This window comes from Brevibacillus brevis, assembly GCF_001039275.2.
Taxonomy (GTDB): domain Bacteria; phylum Bacillota; class Bacilli; order Brevibacillales; family Brevibacillaceae; genus Brevibacillus; species Brevibacillus brevis_C.
This window is the reverse complement of sequence record NZ_CP030117.1, coordinates 3,625,028-3,643,258: the sequence shown is the minus strand read 5'-3', so window position 1 is coordinate 3,643,258 and position 18,231 is coordinate 3,625,028. Positions and strand designations below refer to the sequence as shown.

The following is an 18,231-nucleotide window of genomic DNA, read 5'->3' as shown; positions in this document are numbered from 1 at the left end:
ATGGTAGTAGGTGAATTTACTACAGAGGTTGATGTACTCGTAATCGGTGCCGGTCCAGGTGGATATGTTGCAGCGATTCGTGCAGCTCAACTTGGTAAAACAGTAGCAGTCGTGGAAAAAGCTGAGCTGGGCGGTGTTTGCCTGAACGTAGGTTGCATCCCTTCCAAAGCAATGATCCACGCTGCACACACATATGAGCACACACAGCATACAGAATCCATGGGTATCACCATGGAAAATGTAAAAGTGGATTTTGCCAAAGTACAAGAGTGGAAAAGCGGCATCGTGAAGCAACTGACTGGTGGTGTAGGCTCCCTCTTCAAAGGCAACAAAATCCAGGTAATCCCTGGTGAAGCGCTGTTCGTAAGTGAAAATGAAGTACGTGTATTCCACGGTTATGATGTCAACCGTTATCGCTTCCAGCATTGCATCATTGCAACTGGTTCGCGTCCAATCGAGTTGCCTGCATTCCCGTTTGGCAAACGCGTAATGTCTTCTACAGAAGCGCTGTCCTTGACTGAACTGCCGAAGAGCCTCGTGGTAATCGGTGGCGGATACATCGGTATCGAGCTTGGTACAGTATTCGCGAAGTTTGGTACAAAAGTTACGATTTTGGAAGGTTCCGATCAAATCTTGCCAGGATTTGAGCCAGACATGCCGCGTTTGGTGGAACGCAAGCTGAAAAAGCTCGACGTTACCATCCATACAAAAGCATTGGCACAAGGAATGGAAGAGACAGAAAACGGCGTGATCGTGACTGCAGAAGTAAAAGGCGAGCAACAAAAAATCGAGGCGGAATACGTGCTCGTAACTGTTGGACGCCGTCCGAATACAGATGAACTCGGTATTCGCGACATCGGCATGAACGTGACTGACCGTGGGTTGATCGTTGTTGATAAGCAAGGCCGCACGAGCATTCCTAACGTGTACGCGATTGGGGATATCGTAGCAGGTCCTGCATTGGCTCACAAAGCTTCCTACGAAGGTAAGGTTGCTGCTGAGGCGATTGCTGGCCATTCGGCAGAAGTAGACTACAAGGCAATTCCAGCGGTTGTATTCTGCGATCCAGAAATCGCAAGCGTAGGAATCAATGAGAAAGAAGCAAAAGAAAAAGGCATCGATTACATTGTAGGTCGTTTCCCATTCGCAGCAAACGGTCGCGCTCTGTCTGTAAATGCAGGCGAAGGCTACGTGAAGCTGATTGCAGAAAAAGAAACGAATCTCGTATTGGGTGCGCAAATCGTTGGTCCAGAAGCATCCAACATCATCGCAGAGATCGGTTTGGCGATCGAAATGGGCGCAACACTCGAAGATATCGAGCTGACCATCCACGCACATCCAACACTGGGTGAAGTAACAATGGAAGCTGCTGAATTGGCTCTGGGTCGTCCGATCCACGTTATGAAATAAGAAGTGGAAAAAGCCTTGTGCCGGAAAATGGGTACAAGGCTTTTTCTTCGACATCTTACCCTTTCCACCTGTTCTGAAATAATGTAAAATAGTGGGAGACAACGTTAGGTGGGGGTCTACAGCATGGAAACAATGAGTAAGATGATTGATGACTTGCGACTAAAGCTAGAGCGCGCAGCAAAAGATGCAGGTTACAATTTTCTTGACCCTGAAATCGTGAGAATCAGTCAACAATTAGATAAATTGATTGTCGCACATATGCAACATGAAAAACGCCCTTCATGAGGGCGTTTTTCGTTGAGGGGGAACTTCCGAGATGGAATACAGCAAATGGGCATTCCAACCCTTTTTCGTAAGCGTGGGTTCTTGGGCATAATAATAGCTAGGATAAAGAATGAGATGCTGTGCATCGTAGCTTGGACCATTACTCGGACAGGTGAGCTGATGAGTTTCTGTGTCATAGGTAATTGCGGGAGAAATGGTTTGAAGATAGGTAGTAAGGGATTCGATTCCTTGTAAAGAGTAATAAATCCGTTCTGCTTCACGTACGAATTTTGGAGCAATCGCCTCCCAATTCGCCTCAAAAAATAACTGCCAATAAGATGAAACGAACAGGCTGAAACGGCCTTTCACATAATCGGCATCCTCTTCTAAATCGAAGGCAACCACAGGAGCATCGTGATGGGATATCCACTCCTCCAGGATCGGTTTCATGCTACGCACAAAATGATCGGTGGGAAGTGTTACGAAGTACTCATATTGATCATCGACAGCCATCACACCTTTTGTATGTAGGGGGTCAAATGAGTCTGGGATCCCATATCGAAAGAGGGGAACAAAATAACCCCATTCTTTTAAAAGACGGGCTGACTCAAACTGCTCTACCTTTTCTTCGGTCCAATACGCAAATCGCTCGGGAGGTGTCTCTTGGGCAAGTGTGTACAGACTAGCAGCCATCTCGTACAGCGGAGAAACACTATAGCTGATCAAATTGGAAAGAGGGCTTTGATTGCCCGGAAGTGGAATGGTGATCATCTTCACTTAACCTCCATCAAGGATACTAAATTTATCATAGTGCATCCTTGTAGGACAATTCAATCTTTTTCGATGTAAAAAAAAGGAAAAGGCAGTGGCACCCGACTGCAATGGAGCCGGGTGCCATACATTATCCTTCGCGTGTTTGAATGGAGCGCGAATGATTTTGCTGCTTCACTTTTTTAGAGCCGGGCTGGGGTTCGCCAGTCTGTTCCAGAGGTCGAGCTACATTATTGTAAGTTTGATGCGGATTTTCATCAAGAATATGGTCCTTTTCCATAAAATCAACTCCTTCTTTACCTAGTTTGGCGTAAACACATGATGACGAATCATAGGAAATGCTGGTATTCTATAGTGAGGTTGTTCCAAACACGTATGGTGAGGAAGCATGTCCACATATTAGAAGGAATTGATATGTTGTCAAAATGACAGAATGGCACGATACTGTTTATAGAACATAATATTTATTATGTAAATAATAAACGAGCTCTGCTGGTCTGGAAGGAGCGAGAACTATGCCGGTCTTAATCGCCCCCGTATTCAATTCAACAACAGCTCAGCCCGTTCGGATCGATTTGCCTAATTCGTACACGCTCATATCAGGCGCAAAGAGACCATATGAGATCGCATCTCGTTTCTTACGTAATGAGATGGACGAGAACAAGCGAACCTTTGATTTGCGTGTAGATCCCAACAGTTTATTTTTAGTCGCGGATCACGAAGAGATGAAAGTAACGGATGATCGGGTGTGGATTGAAGAAATCGAAAGTAAGTTGAATCTAGCTTCCACAACGGGGACTTGTTCGATTCCTTACATCATCACCGTCAATGGCAATATGTATGGTATTACGTATTTGAAGCGATCGCTTGATGGGGACAAGTACACATTTGATGATGAAGCGGCGGGCATTTTTACTTCATTAGTCGAACAGAAGCTGCCATCCCTTGCTTTTCGTCGCTATGCGCTTTCGCTGGAGAAGAAAAACTACGAGGATCAGTTGTTGGATCTGTGGATAGCATTGGAATCGTTGTTCGTTCCCGACGGCAAAAAAGGCGAAATTACCTATAAATTGCGTGTACGAATGGCGTACTATTTTGGAGATACCGCCTTGCAGCGTGAACGGATTGCACAGTTTGTAAAAAAATCGTACAATCATCGCTCAGAGATTGTGCATAGCGGCAAGTTGTTCGGTGACAAGCTGGCTACTGAAGTCACTATTCTGAGGGCGATGACACGAGCCGCGATCTTGAACATCGCCGGGGAAAGTATCAACCTTCAGGATATGCGTGTCCGGCTAGACGAATTGGTATTTACGGGCGAATCTTATGTGGCAAGGTACGCGCCTACTTTTTTTGAAAGAATTTTGTTGTAAGCCTCATAGAGGAAACAGATCAGGAGGAAGAATAGAGCATGAGTGTTTTGATTGTAGAGAATTTGTCCCATGGTTTTGGGGATCGTGTTTTGTTTCGCGATGTGTCTTTCCGTTTGCAACCGAATGACCGTGTAGGACTCGTAGGCGCAAATGGTACCGGAAAATCTACGATGATGGGGATTTTGACAGGCCAAAACTTGCCTGATAACGGGCGGATTGAATGGATGCCCAAAATCGAATACGGATATTTGGATCAGCATACCAAGCTGCAAGCTGGCAAAACGATTCGCGACGTACTCAAGGACGCCTTCCTGCCGCTGTTGGAGCAAGAGGCTGAACTGATGACGATTGGTGAAAAGATGGCCGAGGCAACGCCAGAGGAACTGGAAGAATTGCTGGAGCGCATGGGCGAAATTCAAGACAAGCTGGAAACAAGCGGCTTTTATTTGATCGATGCAAAAGTAGATGAAATCGCTAACGCTCTGGGTTTGAGTGCAATCGGTTTGGAACGTGACGTTGCATCCCTCTCTGGTGGTCAGCGTACCAAGGTTCTTTTGGCAAAATTGCTGCTGGAAAAACCTACTGTTCTTTTGCTGGATGAGCCGACGAACTACTTGGATGAAGAGCATATCGTGTGGCTGAAAAACTACTTGAAGGAATATCCATATGCCTTCATGCTGATTTCCCATGACACGACCTTCATGAACGAAGTCGTGAATGTGATTTATCATTTGGAATTTACCAAGCTGAATCGTTACACAGGGAACTACGAATCCTTCCTGGCACAGTCTGAGATGAAACGCAGTCAGCACTTTGACGCATTTGAGAAGCAGCAGGAAGAAATCGCAAAAATGGAAGACTTTATTGCGCGCAATAAAGCACGTGCGTCTACTACTGGTCGCGCGAAGAGCCGTCAAAAGCAGCTCGATAAAATGGATCGCATCGACAAGCCGGAAACGGCTGCGAAACCTTCGTTTATCTTCAAAGAATCACGAGCAAGTAGCCGTTTTGTCATCGAGGCTGAAAACCTGGAGATCGGATATTCTCATGCATTGCTGCCGAAGCTTAGCGTGAAGCTGGAGCGCGGTGAAAAAGTTGCGATTGTCGGCATGAACGGTGTCGGTAAGTCTACTTTGTTGAAAACGTTGCTGGGTGTGATTCCTCCGCTGGGTGGAAAGCTGGAAAAAGGCGATTTCCTCCATCCTGCTTACTTCGAGCAAGAAGTAAAAGCGAAGCCAATTACTGCACTCGATGATGTATGGAATGAATTCCCTTCCATGAATAACCATGAGGTTCGCGGAGCGCTGGCACGTTGTGGTTTGAAAAATGAGCATATCAATCGTAACTTAAACGCTTTGTCCGGGGGCGAGCAAGCAAAAGTTCGTCTCTGTAAATTACTGCAACGCGAAAGCAACTGGCTGGTATTTGACGAGCCGACGAACCACTTGGATGTCGTCGCCAAGGAAGAACTCAAACGCTCCTTGAAGGAGTTCAAAGGGACCGTCCTTCTCGTATGCCACGAACCTGAATTTTATGAGGATTGGGTTACACAGACGTGGGATGTTGAAAAATGGAGCTTGGAGCAGGCAAAAACACCGATTAAATTGTAAAAGCAAAAACAGGCAGCCACCATTAGGTGAGACTGCCTGTTTTTTATGTGAGCGACGCATTTCGCATACGGATCATGGAATAGTGCAGACTGCTTTGTAACAGTGAATCTCGAAGCGGGGACAGTGAAGGAGTGATTCTCAATTCAATATCCGCTTGGCTAAGGCAGTGCACGAGGTCACCTAATGGCCTTATGTCTAGTGGTGTAACGGTTTCCTTTGACAAATAGTAGCCCGCGTCTTCGTCCCAGCAATAAAAAGATTCTGGAGAGAAGGTATATTCATATAGTTTTGTTTGTGTAAGTACCGGATACCATTTGCTTTCGATAGCCATAACCATTTTGGCGCTCGTCAAGCCAAGAAAGCGCTCGACGTCAGCTAAATCGGAATCCGATTTTTTGTAAAAGCAAATCCTCGGGCAATCTCGCGGTAAATAATACATCGGTGCTCGTGCTTCATCAATCGCCCAAACAGCCGGAGCAAGTGTGGGATGGGAGGGATGTGCGCGCGGCTGAAAAGTCGTAATGGTGGGGTCTTCACTGTAATGAAACAACTTGTCCAACAATCTTAAACCTCCTCGCAATCATCTCAGCCCTTCTTTAAAAAACAGCCCACGCATTTGGCAAATAGCGGCCTCGATGATAGGGAGAAGATGTTTTTGTGATGGCCTCACCATTGTGCAGCATCATGGAGCTGGAACCACCGTCCATGGCCATTGCTGTAACCACACCGCGCTCAGCCAATACTTCCGCCATGTCGTTCATGCTTGCCCCGATAGAATGCCCGGGTTGGCGACCGTCAATGACAGCAAATACGATCGTCCCGTCCTCTTTTTGTCCAATTGCGGTACGAGGTTGAATACCCCAGCTTTTGGCAGGCTTACCTTCAAACATATTTTTCCCGTTTACAATCAACTGCGGCCGGAAGCTCACAGCGTCTCGTACGCCCATCTTTACGAGTTGTTCAGCCGAGTAGCTACCTGTAATCAGTTTACCGTCATAGGTAAGCCCTAATGCGGTTTCTCCGCTTCTCGGGTTGTAGCCTTGCAAAATCTTTCCGTCGTGGATGACGACGCCGTAGGCTCGCGCTCCTTTGCCGTAGCCGTCTGGGTCGGCGAATCCACTCGCATTGACAATCCCGATGGCTCCTGTTTTCTTCACAAACTCATCTAGCAAATCTCCACGGTCCTTGCGATTCGTGACGACGAGTCGTACTCTGCTCGGGTCGCTAATGTACATGATTTTTCCTTTAAAGTAATAACTGCCTTTCGAGATGTCAATTTCCTCAATCTCGATTAGCTCCTTTGGTTTCTCAGGGAGTGTAACGGTTACCAGATTCGATTTTGGCGGAACAGGAGGTCCTGCCGTGCCTATGCCTTCGGAATTGATCACGGTCGGATGTGTAATTTGCTGCCTTAGTTCTTTCAGTTTTTCATCGGGTAAAAACGTATAGGGGGCCCAGTAATCATGCTGTGTTGTCAACAAAGTGCCTGCCGCCCACTCACGTAATTCTACCCCGTTTTTCGTTCCAAATAAAAAAATAATTCCCAGTAGTGCTAAGGTTGTGCAGGTTAAGGCAGTGCCGAGCAACCATTTTTTAACCCAACGCCATGGTCTTTTGCGCTTGGCTCGCTTTCGTGTGCGAATGCGCGATAACGTTTCCATTCCATATTCACATCCATTTGACAATTTATACGAGGGTTATCATTCCTATATGAGAAGACGCATGACCGGGCAAAAGGTTTCAGGAAAATAATATGTGATCACCCTGGTCAAAATAAGGTCAGGAGGTGATAGGTGTGCGTGACTATGATGAGGCGTTTCAAAAGGAAGTAGAGGAGTACATGGAAAGTCCAAAAGGGACACGTAACCAAACCACCAGCCGGGACCGTCAAGACCAGGGTGAGAAGCAGGAAACCCGTTTCGATTCCAATAACGGGTAAGAAGGAAGGTCAGGCGAAGTCCATTGCGGATTTCGCCTGTTTTTATCTATCTCCGATGGACCTTACCTCACGAGGACTGGCTTACCTCTGTTTTCTACCTGCAAAGTGTGGTAAGCTTACCCAATGCACGAATTTATGCCAGGAGGGTTTTTGTGAGCACCACGTTTGCAGATTTACAAATTAGCGCACCGCTGTTGACTATATTGCGAGAGCGAAAAATGGAAACACCGACACCTGTACAGAGTGAAGCCATCCCGTTGATTATGGCTGGTCGAGACGCTTTGATTGAATCGCCGACAGGGACAGGCAAGACGTTTGCTTATCTATTGCCGATTTTATCGAAAATCAATATGGAGCAAAAAGATGTACAGGCCATAGTACTTGCACCGACGCATGAGCTCGTTGTTCAGATTGCGCGGGAAGCAGAAAGCCTTCTGCCGGGCAAGGACACGGCCGTGATGTCCATTATTGGTGGAGTCGATGTGAAACGCCAAATCGAGAGACTGAAAAAGAAGCCCATATTGATCGTAGCAACACCAGGAAGACTGCTGGAGTTGATTGAGCAGCGCAAACTAAAGGTCCATGAAGTGAAGACAGTTGTTGTCGACGAAGCAGACCGGATGCTGGATGCGGGCTTTGGCAAGCCAGTTCAAGAGGTCATGAAAAAGACACTGCGTGATACACAACGCCTGTTATTCTCCGCGACAATCGCAGAGGAAGTCGTACATACGGCTGAAATTTTTACAAAAGATGCTGCTGTTATTCGCGCAGCAGCACCAGAAGGCGCCGCAGGAGTAGCACACATGTACCTGGTCACCGACCCTCGTAAAAAGGTGGATACGCTCCGTCGTTTGTTGCGCCTCGTCAATGTTCGCTCCTCGATTGTTTTTGTCAATCAAATCGAAAAAGTGGACGAGATTGTCTCGAAGCTGAACTACCATCATTTGCCGTGCAGACTCCTGCACCGTGATGCTACAAAAGAAGATCGTGCCCGCACCCTGCAACAATTCCGGGATGGAGCATTCCCCGTGTTGATTACGACAGATGTATCGGCGCGTGGCATTGATATTCCAGGTGTGGAATGCATTGTTCATTACGATCCTGCATCGGATGCTGACACGTACATTCATCGCAGTGGCCGAACTGGGCGCATGGGGCGTGCCGGACTGGTATTTTCGATCATTACGACACAGGAACGTTTTATCATCCAAAAATTTTCCAAGCAAACAGGCTTGCCTATTGCTGAAAAATTCATGACGCACGGAGCACTGGAAGATCCGCGTCCTGTACGAAATCCCGCGCCAGCACAAAAGTCAGGAGCTCCTTCCAAAAATGCGAGCCCTGCAAAACGGAATCAAAATCGTGCACATAAGAAGGGCAGCTTTGGAACAAAGTAGGACAAGAAGTACACAACTTGTCTGCAGGAGGTTTCCATGCGCAAAGATCGGTTATATGAAGAGGATTTGCTGGTAAACGGCACAGTTGGTGGAGAAGTTCTGACGAAACACGAACGACAAGTGCTGCGCCAGGAAGCAGGGGAACTGAAGAAAAAGATAGAAGAGGCGAAACAAGAGCCGATTGCAGAATGAATGACGAAGAAGAGCAGGGAGAATCCGTGAAGTCTACGGATGCCCTGCTCTTTTTTCTTGGTAGTGGATCAAATAGCGGTCCAGCTCTCTGAGCCAATCATGTACGCTTTCATAAGGGGCGTCCATTTGTAACAAGCGCCTTATCATCCTGTGAATGGAAGGAGATAAAGATAGCTCCTCTTCCCAGCTTTTTTCGGGGGCGTCCGGTTCTTCTTCGTACCCGGAATAGAGCAAGAATAAAAAGAAATGCCCCAATGCATACAAATCACTGGAAGGAGCAACTTCTCGTTTCAATTGTTTTTCAGACGGGTAGGCAGAAAGAGTATCAGCTATGTAGGTCGGGCGATCACCAACGAACCGAGCGAGGCCAAAATCAATCAGATAGGGCTTGTCCTCTTTCCAGATGACGTTGGGGATGCGTACGTCGCGGTGAATCACATTTTGCTCATGGAGGTAAGCTACGAGTTCCCCGATTTGGCGAATCCATTCGGCGCATTTTTGCTCATCAGCCACGATGTTTTGATCGAACAGCATGTCTTCGAGTGTCGGGCCTGCTATATAAGTCATGACCATAAACGAGTCTTGCCGATAAGTGAAGGAATCCAGACAGCGAGGGATTTGCGGATGCGAGAGGGACATCAGCACCTTTTTTTCATACGCTTGCATGGCTTCTCCTTTTGGCGTATGACGAAGGCTTGGTTTGACTTGTTTCAGCACGACCTGATTACCTGTAGGGGTGTGCGTGGCGAGATAAGCGATCCCGTAGCTTCCCATCCCTAATACTTTTGTTATTTCATACTGACCTGTTAGGTGGCCGGGCTGATACGGTTTATCGCGTACCGTTTCGTTCCACCATGACTTCATACGAGTCCACATTGTGTGATTTTCCCCTCCTCCCTTCATCTTATCATGATTTGAAAAAGCTGACCTTTTTTTCAATAGGTTTGCTATAATCAGTTCGTTACATGCAGACAGGAGCGAAGGGTATGAATTTTACAATTGACTGGTTATCCTTTTATCTAATGGAACAGCCTGAAGAAGAGGATGGCATTAAACAAGTGCGGATGACGCGCTATTTGAGCCATGATGAATATCAGAAAAGCGAACTGAAAGATTTTCTCGATGGGGAATTCGCTCGGATTGCGAAAAGAAAAGTCGAGATGAATCCGAAGACAGAAGGCACGCCGACAAAACTGGGTCAATTTGTGCTGGAGCCTGGACATCCATTGGACTCGAACCCCAACTATGCTCTCTTGAATCGATTGCTGGCAGCGGAAACGTCAGGGGAGAGCAAGGAGCCCTGTCAGGAGCTGATTCAGTCGTATTTGCGAACCTCTCAGGTGAGAGGCGGAGTCATGATTGTGGTCCGGACGAGGCTAGAGCTGATTGACGAGCGCTATGTCTTTATTTTAAAATGCGATTTCGAACAAAAAACAGCGGTCATTACAGATGAGAAGAGCCTCATATCGAATGTACGCATGGCGATCAATGCCAAAAACATGAAATCGCTAATGTATCCGTATATGATCGAATCGGGGATGAATGACCCGTATCACGTGAAAATTCATCAGTTTTCTCATGCGCGGTATTTCGAGGAATTTCTGCGTTTTATCGAGTATCCGCAAACGATGACCCAGATCGTCTCCGAGGAAGTTATTTCATTGGCGAGACAGCACATCGAATATACGTATCCCGAAGAGTCCGAAGAGCGGGTACGGGAAGAGGAAGCAATCGAACTCATTGCTGCAAGTCCTAAGCGGGAGCTCGCAGAAAAATGGGAGCATGAGACCGTGATGGAAGCGATGCAAATCATTACAGATCGCCAACCAGAGGTCGAGCTGAAGTTCAAGCTGGATCATATGCAGATCCGCACATTATTGGCCGATTACGGAACCAGCCTGCATATCGCGAAAGTGAACGGGCGTTATTTGGTGCTACTAGAGGGCGAGCAGCTACAGTTCGAGCGTGGTATGTCCCCTGTGGAGTTTTTAAAGCCAAAGGCATTGACGGATATCGTGAAAGAAATCGAAGAGAGAAGCCGGAACGTTGCATATAACCCAGTAAGCACGCCAACGGAGGATGATGATAATCCGCCTTGGTAATAAACGAAGGGAAGGGAGTGATGGAGTTTGGATCGACAACTACGAGTAAGCGACCAGGAGCATAACATTTATCCGGTTTTGCGCCATGCCTCTATGATCAACAAGTACCCGGAGCGGTGGGTGATGAAGGAGCATACAGCTGATACGTACGTACTGTACGCCTTAGATCAAGGCGAAGGTTACGCATTGATTGAGAAGCGGATGTTGCAGGAAGCAGGCTGGACGAGCGAGCAGCTTCATTCATACGCGATGGAAAACTTGCGAAAGCTCCCCTTTTCAGTAAAGTCACAAGAGGTAGGAGGTCAGCGCATCCACTTTATTAGTCCGACAGATGGATACGCGGCAAGCCGAATTTTGCTTGATTCATTTCTGGCGGATATGGATCAGAAGAAGCAAGGAGACTCACTTGGTGTCGCGATTCCACATCAGGATGTGCTGATCGTGGCGGATATGACAGGAGAAGCTGGGGCTCACCTGTTAGCGCGTCTCACCTATGATTTTGCATCGAAAGGGCAAGTGCCGATTTCTGTCTTGCCTTTTTACTGGGAGGAAGGGGAATTGACTCCATTTCTCGTGGTGACGCACGACTCGGGTACGAAAATTGAAAGAAAGTAGAGCAAGCGCGGGAGGCATTTTCCCGCGTTTTCTATACCGCCGGAAAATGGGAGGAAACCCTCGTATGAAAAATTTCATGATTGGTCAATATGGAGGTTTTGATCAGGCAAAATACGCACGAGATTTTAAGGAGGGCTTTTACGGAATAGAGGCATGCTTGTTTGATTCGGAGGAGGATATCCAAAACCTACAGCGTGAATCTCAAGCTAAAGGGTTTGCGACCGGTGTTCATTTTCCGCTGCGTGCAGGTCAATCTGAGCTGCGGGATGCTCTATTCATGGATGCCAATGATCAGACGAGAGCCGAGGCATTTGAAAGGATAGAGAAGGAATTGGCATTTATGGCATTCATTCGGCCGACCTATGTCTTATTCCATTATCCGAAGCCTGTCATTTTGGATGATCGCGTCGACTGGCGTGTATGGCGATTTTATGATTCGCGAGACTATGTCTGGGAGCATACCTACACGGAAGCAGAGTTTCAGTATCGTAGCGAGCAGTTGTTTGCGTGGATGGCTGAGAAAGGCAAGGAGTTTCGCTTCACGCCAGTCCTTGAATTCGATGCACTCAACCGTTATGTGTATGAGACAGAATTTTTAGAGTACTTGCTACAAAAATATTCAACGATAAAGCTCTGTCTCGATACCGGTCGCTTATTCCTTCAAGAAAAAATCGACCCGTTTTTCGATGCCCGCCACGTCATCCAAACGTATGCAAAATATGCCTGGAGCATTCATTTGAAGAGTATGAAGGTGACCGCCGGCGGGGTTGAATTCGTTCACTGTCCCGTTCTTCCTGAATGTAAACCGGAAGAAGGATGGGCTCCGATTGAGGACTACCTGACAATCATCCGGAAGGAAAACCCGAACGTAAAGATCATGTTCGAGCATCGTTCCGACCAGGTAACAGACGAACAGCTCGAGCGTTGCTATCGTTGGGTGAAGCAACTCCTGACTGAGCCTCAAGAATCCACGTCCAGTAATAACTCAATATAGCGTCCGGCATCTTGAATCAGCCAGTATGGGTACCTGGGGCCGTGTATGTACAAGTCTGTGGCGGTCACGAGCATCGTCTTCACCCGTGTTTTATCACCCATCAACTGCGCACATACCCCCATCGTCATCCACGGATATAAATCACCAGTCTGAAACGTATCAAAATGCGGGAACGCGTCCGTGATCCTTTGGTAGAGCAGTGAGGCGGTGTTGGCATCTGTCATACTGTAGACAATGGGAAACGCTTGGGAAGTGACGTCCGGGTACCATTTTCGCCAGCCGGGATACGTACGATCATACATCGCATACGACTTGCGCATCCGACTGTACATTCCTCTGATGCCTAGCTCGCAGGCTTTGGCGCGAGAAGCCGCTTCCTCGGCAGCCTCCACATCCCCAATCAACGAAAATAAATACGAAGCATCTGCCAGTCCCTTGGCCACCTCGCAATTGTCCATCAAATATTTGACCCGATACGAATGCTTCGCCCAGGTCAGACCGTCCTTCTGTTGGAGGCGGGCAACTGCTTGGAGAAGGGACAAGAGTGTAGTGTGGTTGGCATGCAGCCAGTCCATACGCCCCGTTGCTCGTATCCATTCCGCAAGCAGGCTGAAATAAGTGGTGTGGTAGCTATCTTCGCTGTCATTTGTACCGGTATCGATTTCTCTTCCTTGTTCAAGACGAAAATCATTGATATAACCGTCCGCATTCAAGTTCCGCAAATACCAATCGAGATGACCGCAAACAGCCTCTGCCTCCTTCATGCGGATGAGGGAAACAATTCCGAGGTTGGTGAAGTACGGATTGATCTGATCACGATTAGGGCCAAGGCGAAAAGTGCCGCTCGGTAATTGGCAGGATAACAAAAAACTTGTTTGATTCAACGCCATTTCTTGCATCCATTTTTCCATAAGGCTGACCTCCTCTCCAACCTACGTGATTGCTGTGACGAGTTTGACTCCATATTCGATCCATTGCAGGGAACGCACATAAGAATCACTGTCAATGGAAGACAGTGAAGCAGGTTCTTTCACGACCTCATGCCATTTATCATCTCGAAACCAATCTACCCCATCTGCGGGATCGTGTCCATAATCAGCCCATGCATCTTGAAGACGTGGGCTGTATAGCTTGGGACTTCCTTCCAGCAAATCATGTCCATCCAAGCGTAGTTGGTACTCATCTTTTGTGGTGGAAGGAATAGGATGAGGTGTGAACAAATGCGGCCAATAATCCGCTCGCGAGCCCGTATGAGGAATACGAGAGCAATAGGAGACCATTTTTTCGAAGCGAAAAGGCTCCCCAAACAATTGCTGATACAACGACTTTCCGACCTGAATGCGGTTTCTGACGTCGGGAAAATGATGAACATTCAACCCGATCAAGCTAAGTCGGCGGTCAGTAGGATGTGCTTTATAGGGAATGAGCACTTGATTCATCGAGAGAGCAGATTGAGCTACGAAAGCAAACGAAGCGAAAATACGATTCAGTGTAAACGGCTTCTGTACGACTCGTTGTTCGATATATTGCTGTTCATTAACGATGAGTGCATGGGTAAGGCGCGCACTGTCTCTGGATGCGAGGAACTCTTGCCAATACGATTGCATAAAGACGGAAACACCAAGTGGCGCCAAAAGCTTTGTTAAATCTGTCCCCGTTCGTTTCATCTCCGCATACAATAGTAATTGTGGATAGGCATCGTGAAAAATCAGCCAGTTACATCTTTCCAAGAACCAAAAAAAGGGCTCGATCGCTTGTGCATCCATGATAAGCGGTAGCCATTCTCCTTTTAAATCGGTCATGTTCCACCCGCCATTTCGTGAGACCAAATGGGCCAATAACGCCCAGTGAACCTCTTGGTGCTCGAGATAAAAGGCGAGGTATGCTTGTGTACGGGTGACATTGTTGCGATTGGCTTTGGCTGTTGCTTGTCTGATTTGAGCAACCAGGTTCTGCGCGGCAATTTTCGTTACTGTCGAATCTGTCATGGTTATGGGTAGCTCCTTGTTATTTTTACATTGAAAAAAGCAGGTCCATTGGGCGACCCGCTTTTTACTCAACCAATCATTTCTAGTACGAGAAGCCGAACCAGTAGTTTTTCCTTGGCTTCCTCCCACGTATTCGCAAAAATGACAACGTGCTCCGATTGGAACTCCGTTTCAGCGACAAAAATCCCATTTTGTTCGTAGATGTTCATAGATGATCGTCCTTTCTGATGCCTTTCAAGCATTGTATGCTATCATGTAAGAGATGATGCATCCAGCATGCTGGAAAATCATGAGAAGGGTGGCACCAAACATGATAGTAAAAGTGACAAAAGAGGCAGTAGAACGCATAGCTAGTACAGACAAGCCCGTTCGGATTAACGGTGAGCTAGTCGGAGGCTGCGGGATGAATGTAGAGTATGCGTTGTGGTGGGATACTCAAGGTCCAGAAGATGAAGTCTACCAGGTCGATTCTTTGACGTTTCTGATAGATCGCGAAACCATTGCCTATATCGGGTCTGATCTGCTGACGATTGATTATCGTGCGCAACAAGGCTTTCGCATGGTTACGCCACAGCAAATTTTGGCCTATGGTCTTCAGTTGAAAGAGCGCTGGAGCTAATCACTTCGGGAAAAATTGCAAAATAAAGGCGAGAATACCTGCTGCAATTAAAGGGCCGACCGCAACTCCACGGAAAAAAGTGACACCCGCGATTGTACCTAGCAGCAAGCCAGTAACGATCAATGGATTTTGGGTCATCAAGACCGTTCCCTTTCCCGCCAGGTAAGCCACAAACATACCGACGGCGACGGCCAGTAACGAATGCCAATTCGTGAAAATCTCCAAGATGGAGGAAGGATTGATTTTGCCGCTTGCAAGCGGAGTCATGATGCCAACCGTCAGTATAATGATCCCGAGCTGTAGTCCATGCTGCTCGAGCAGTGGAAAATATCGGTCCAACGACAGGAGTCTCATAAGAAGAAGGAGAGCGACAGCAATGGACACAGTTGCGTTGTTTCCAATGACACCAAGTGCTAAAAGGATTAAGAGAATGATACTAATCCAGTCCATAAGTATTGGTCGCTCCCTTTCGTTTTTGTTAGTATATCCATGTGAAAGCAGCTTGTGCCGGACGGATAAAATTCTAACTGAAATGGAGGGGGAGATTCATGAAGAGTCGATTGCCAGCCATAATAACCGGACTCATTCTGATCTTTGTCCTAATCGGATTCGGAACGGTTCAGGACTTCATGCCTTTTCTCCAAAAAGCCTCGTCTGCACCTGAGTCAGGACAATCCCTTACGCCGCTAAACAACACAACAACAAAAGGTGAGCGTTCGAATAAGGCGGAATTTTCACGCTTTCATAAGCCTGACCGCTCAACTGAGCTTGCCTCCTATTACGATCGGCATCTCGCCATGAAGGATGGGAAAGTATATGGCTGGACTGGCAATGAAAAGCCGAAGCTTATGCTTGACAACGCCATACAAGTAGGCGTAAGTGATCAAGTGAGCTACGCCTTATTGTCTTCCGGTACGCTAGTTTCGTGGACGGATGAAGTACGAGATGCCAAGGAGGTTACGCGCGATGTTTCCTTCTTCTCCGCTGGAAAAACCGGATTGTTCGTGATTAGAAAAGACGGAAGCCTGTGGAGATATGCAGCCCCGGATCAAGAGGGGGTTCAAATTGCTTCTGGAGGCATTGCGTACGCGAGCATTGGGGACGGAGCAGACTATTACATAACGGAGCAAGGACACGTATTCGTGAAAGGTCTTGCCCACAGAGGTCAGTACGGAGATGGCCGTCTGGAGAGTACGCCAGATTATATGAAGGTCGCTGAGGATGCCGTCCAGGTCAAAGGGCACACCGGTCATGCGATCCTCTTGAAAAAGAATGGAGACGTGCAAGGTACGGGGGGCAATATTTTCGGACCGCTCAGCACGCACGGACTCGGTGACAAAGCGACAACTTGGGGGACAATTTTCCACGATGCCAAGATGGTTGCTACTGGCGCATCGCATTCGGCGGCAATCCGGAACGATAATACGTTGTGGCTATGGGGGAAAACGGTAGGTACGACCCCTGTCCAAGTGATGGAACGAGTCGTTGCAATTGCAGCAGGAACAGACGTAACGATAGCGAAAACCGAGGATGGGCGCATTTGGTTCTGGAAGCTCGGCGAGAAGCCAAAGATTTGGTTAGAGTAATAAAAAAATAGACCTCATTGAATTGAGGTCTAACAAGCTCCTTACATTAATCAAACCACAGTTCCAGCATTCCTACTGGAAAACCTGTTTGTTCGTCCGAATCAGGGAAACGTCCCCAAGCAAAGACGCCGTTGAAATAATCAATTGTAAACGGCTGATCGTAGTCTGGCACGCTGTATTTGCTGCCGATTCGGAACTCACCCGTTCCTAAATAGTACGATTTCGCCATGAAGTACTTTTGTGTAATGATCGCAAGCTGTGAGTGATCACCAAGCTTCTTTTTTTCTTTCGCTTCGACGTGCAGGCGCTCCATTTCCTCCTGCAGCTCGGCGAGTGTCATTTGACTGTACAAACGCAACGGACTGCCCCCTTTCCATACAGGTATATTGTAGCAAAAGACAAGGGAAAAGGCGATGGATGCAGAATCCCTAAGGGAACGAAAGGGGAGTCGTTTCGAAAATGACACGTTTTGATTTGCATGGAAAGAAAGCAATTATAACAGGTGCTGGAAGAGGGATTGGGAAGGCACTGGCGTTGGGAATCGCAGAAGCGGGTGCCAAGGTTGCGGTAGTCTCGCGAACAGCTTCTGATTTGCAAGAAGTGGTATCGGAGATTGAAGCAAAAGGCGGAGTGGCTTTCCCCGTCGAGGCTGACTTGACTGTGTCTGATGCAGCGGAACGTATTGTGAAGCAAGCTGTCGAAGGATTAGGGGGTGTTCATATCCTGATCAACAATGCAGGTATGAATATCCGCAAAAAAGCTCATGAGGTAACGGAAGAAGAGTGGGACAGAGTAGTGGATTTGAATTTGAAAGCAGCATTTTTCATGAGTCAAGCTGCTGGCAAATACATGTGCGAGCAGCGCTATGGCAGAATCGTCAATATCGCTTCGGTCGCGGGTGTAGTAGCGCTTCGTACGGGTGTCGCGTATGGTGCCAGCAAAGCGGGGCTCATCCAGATGACAAGGGTGCTGGCATTAGAATGGAGCAAGTTTGGCGTCAACGTAAATGCGATCGCACCGTGGTATTTTCGTACGCCACTGACAGAGAGCTTGCTTAGCGACGAAGCGTTCGTCCAAGAGGTGTTGCAGCGAACCCCGAGTGGCCGAATCGGGGATGTCGAGGACTTGGTAGGACCAGCGATTTTCTTGTCCTCTGATGCAGCTTCATACATATCGGGCCAAACCATTTCGGTTGATGGCGGCATGTCTATATACGGGTTTGATAAAAAAAGGGGCATTCCCAGTTGGGAATGCCTAATTATTGGGGGCGATTGAGAAAAAGAACGACTGATTGTTCTATGACTGGTTTGCTCTCACCCAAAACAGTCAATCAATCAAAGCTATTAGCGTAGGCATACTCAGATTGAATGA

23 protein-coding genes are annotated in these 18,231 nt (G+C 47.5%); 13 read left to right on the top strand and 10 right to left on the bottom strand.

The genetic code is table 11. From position 1 onward, the window contains the following. Together lpdA and AB432_RS17220 are read left to right on the top strand one after the other, a co-directional pair. Positions 1–1,410, top strand: a complete 1,410-nt coding sequence (gene lpdA / locus AB432_RS17225; RefSeq protein WP_048033330.1) for a dihydrolipoyl dehydrogenase — start codon at positions 1–3, stop codon at positions 1,408–1,410. Between the two features lie 123 nt (positions 1,411–1,533). After that, complete coding sequence (locus tag AB432_RS17220) at positions 1,534–1,695, top strand: aspartyl-phosphate phosphatase Spo0E family protein (RefSeq protein WP_048033329.1); 162 nt, start codon at positions 1,534–1,536, stop codon at positions 1,693–1,695. On the opposite strand, the gene AB432_RS17215 is transcribed toward AB432_RS17220, so the two are convergent. Beyond that, positions 1,690–2,445 carry a hypothetical protein gene (locus AB432_RS17215; protein ID WP_048033328.1) on the bottom strand — a complete coding sequence of 252 codons (756 nt, stop codon included), beginning with the start codon at positions 2,443–2,445 and terminating at the stop codon, positions 1,690–1,692. The two genes, AB432_RS17220 and AB432_RS17215, sit on opposite strands and share 6 nt — an antisense overlap. 130 nt (positions 2,446–2,575) lie before the next feature. Continuing rightward, positions 2,576–2,725 carry a hypothetical protein gene (locus AB432_RS17210; RefSeq protein WP_015891582.1) on the bottom strand — a complete coding sequence of 50 codons (150 nt, stop codon included), beginning with the start codon at positions 2,723–2,725 and terminating at the stop codon, positions 2,576–2,578. Between the two features lie 235 nt (positions 2,726–2,960). On the opposite strand from AB432_RS17210, the gene AB432_RS17205 reads away from it, so the two are divergent. Next, complete coding sequence (locus AB432_RS17205; RefSeq protein ID WP_048033327.1) at positions 2,961–3,818, top strand: HEPN domain-containing protein; 858 nt, start codon at positions 2,961–2,963, stop codon at positions 3,816–3,818. Positions 3,819–3,856: 38 nt separating this feature from the next. Next, on the top strand, positions 3,857–5,428 hold the full coding sequence (locus AB432_RS17200; protein ID WP_048033326.1) for an ABC-F family ATP-binding cassette domain-containing protein: 1,572 nt from the start codon (positions 3,857–3,859) through the stop codon (positions 5,426–5,428). 43 nt (positions 5,429–5,471) lie between these two features. Here AB432_RS17200 and AB432_RS17195 read toward each other — a convergent pair whose 3' ends face one another. Together AB432_RS17195 and AB432_RS17190 are read right to left on the bottom strand one after the other, a co-directional pair. Further along, positions 5,472–5,987, bottom strand: a complete 516-nt coding sequence (locus AB432_RS17195; protein ID WP_048035866.1) for a DUF6886 family protein — start codon at positions 5,985–5,987, stop codon at positions 5,472–5,474. 37 nt (positions 5,988–6,024) lie between these two features. Then, positions 6,025–7,089 (bottom strand): phosphodiester glycosidase family protein, encoded by a 1,065-nt coding sequence (locus tag AB432_RS17190; protein WP_048033325.1) that lies wholly within the window; start codon positions 7,087–7,089, stop codon positions 6,025–6,027. A 134-nt stretch (positions 7,090–7,223) separates the two neighbouring features. Between AB432_RS17190 and AB432_RS30780 the strand changes: the two genes are divergently transcribed. The 3 genes from AB432_RS30780 to AB432_RS30775 all read left to right on the top strand — a co-directional run bounded on the left by AB432_RS30780 (position 7,224) and on the right by AB432_RS30775 (position 8,956). Then, positions 7,224–7,367, top strand: coding sequence for a hypothetical protein (locus AB432_RS30780; protein WP_162837736.1), 144 nt, complete (start codon positions 7,224–7,226; stop codon positions 7,365–7,367). A 152-nt stretch (positions 7,368–7,519) separates the two neighbouring features. Next, positions 7,520–8,764, top strand: a complete 1,245-nt coding sequence (locus AB432_RS17185; RefSeq protein ID WP_048033324.1) for a DEAD/DEAH box helicase — start codon at positions 7,520–7,522, stop codon at positions 8,762–8,764. A 36-nt stretch (positions 8,765–8,800) separates the two neighbouring features. After that, entirely contained in the window at positions 8,801–8,956 is a 156-nt protein-coding gene (locus AB432_RS30775; RefSeq protein ID WP_173629847.1) for a hypothetical protein, read from the top strand. 33 nt (positions 8,957–8,989) lie between these two features. Here the strand turns inward: AB432_RS30775 and AB432_RS17180 are convergent, their stop codons facing one another. Further along, positions 8,990–9,820 (bottom strand): serine/threonine protein kinase, encoded by an 831-nt coding sequence (locus AB432_RS17180; RefSeq protein WP_235617489.1) that lies wholly within the window; start codon positions 9,818–9,820, stop codon positions 8,990–8,992. A 122-nt stretch (positions 9,821–9,942) separates the two neighbouring features. Here AB432_RS17180 and AB432_RS17175 point away from each other — a divergent pair, with 122 nt between their 5' ends. The 3 genes from AB432_RS17175 to AB432_RS17165 all read left to right on the top strand — a co-directional run bounded on the left by AB432_RS17175 (position 9,943) and on the right by AB432_RS17165 (position 12,667). Beyond that, complete coding sequence (locus AB432_RS17175; protein WP_048033322.1) at positions 9,943–11,058, top strand: DUF3900 domain-containing protein; 1,116 nt, start codon at positions 9,943–9,945, stop codon at positions 11,056–11,058. A gap of 27 nt (positions 11,059–11,085) precedes the next feature. Then, positions 11,086–11,673 (top strand): DUF1444 family protein, encoded by a 588-nt coding sequence (locus tag AB432_RS17170; protein WP_048033321.1) that lies wholly within the window; start codon positions 11,086–11,088, stop codon positions 11,671–11,673. A 64-nt stretch (positions 11,674–11,737) separates the two neighbouring features. Then, positions 11,738–12,667 (top strand): TIM barrel protein, encoded by a 930-nt coding sequence (locus AB432_RS17165; protein WP_048033320.1) that lies wholly within the window; start codon positions 11,738–11,740, stop codon positions 12,665–12,667. Here the strand turns inward: AB432_RS17165 and AB432_RS17160 are convergent. The 3 genes from AB432_RS17160 to AB432_RS30770 form a co-directional block, all read right to left on the bottom strand. Next, positions 12,634–13,578 carry a prenyltransferase/squalene oxidase repeat-containing protein gene (locus tag AB432_RS17160; protein ID WP_048033319.1) on the bottom strand — a complete coding sequence of 315 codons (945 nt, stop codon included), beginning with the start codon at positions 13,576–13,578 and terminating at the stop codon, positions 12,634–12,636. The two genes, AB432_RS17165 and AB432_RS17160, sit on opposite strands and share 34 nt — an antisense overlap. A gap of 21 nt (positions 13,579–13,599) precedes the next feature. Beyond that, a complete protein-coding gene (locus AB432_RS17155; protein ID WP_048033318.1) occupies positions 13,600–14,655 on the bottom strand; it encodes a DUF2515 family protein in 1,056 nt (351 codons plus the stop codon). A gap of 68 nt (positions 14,656–14,723) precedes the next feature. Next, positions 14,724–14,864, bottom strand: coding sequence for a hypothetical protein (locus AB432_RS30770; protein WP_173629840.1), 141 nt, complete (start codon positions 14,862–14,864; stop codon positions 14,724–14,726). Positions 14,865–14,965: 101 nt separating this feature from the next. Between AB432_RS30770 and AB432_RS17150 the strand changes: the two genes are divergently transcribed. Next, positions 14,966–15,274 (top strand): iron-sulfur cluster biosynthesis family protein, encoded by a 309-nt coding sequence (locus AB432_RS17150; RefSeq protein ID WP_048033317.1) that lies wholly within the window; start codon positions 14,966–14,968, stop codon positions 15,272–15,274. On the opposite strand, the gene AB432_RS17145 is transcribed toward AB432_RS17150, so the two are convergent. After that, a complete protein-coding gene (locus AB432_RS17145; protein ID WP_048033316.1) occupies positions 15,275–15,724 on the bottom strand; it encodes a DUF441 domain-containing protein in 450 nt (149 codons plus the stop codon). Between the two features lie 98 nt (positions 15,725–15,822). Between AB432_RS17145 and AB432_RS17140 the strand changes: the two genes are divergently transcribed. Beyond that, positions 15,823–16,860 (top strand): RCC1 domain-containing protein, encoded by a 1,038-nt coding sequence (locus tag AB432_RS17140; RefSeq protein WP_048033315.1) that lies wholly within the window; start codon positions 15,823–15,825, stop codon positions 16,858–16,860. Between the two features lie 46 nt (positions 16,861–16,906). Here the strand turns inward: AB432_RS17140 and AB432_RS17135 are convergent, their stop codons facing one another. Continuing rightward, the gene (locus tag AB432_RS17135; RefSeq protein WP_048033314.1) at positions 16,907–17,218 is read right to left on the bottom strand and encodes a YfhH family protein; all 312 of its coding nucleotides are present in this window, start codon (positions 17,216–17,218) and stop codon (positions 16,907–16,909) included. 101 nt (positions 17,219–17,319) lie between these two features. Between AB432_RS17135 and AB432_RS17130 the strand changes: the two genes are divergently transcribed. Then, positions 17,320–18,135, top strand: coding sequence for an SDR family NAD(P)-dependent oxidoreductase (locus tag AB432_RS17130; RefSeq protein ID WP_048033313.1), 816 nt, complete (start codon positions 17,320–17,322; stop codon positions 18,133–18,135). Positions 18,136–18,231 lie beyond the last annotated feature (96 nt).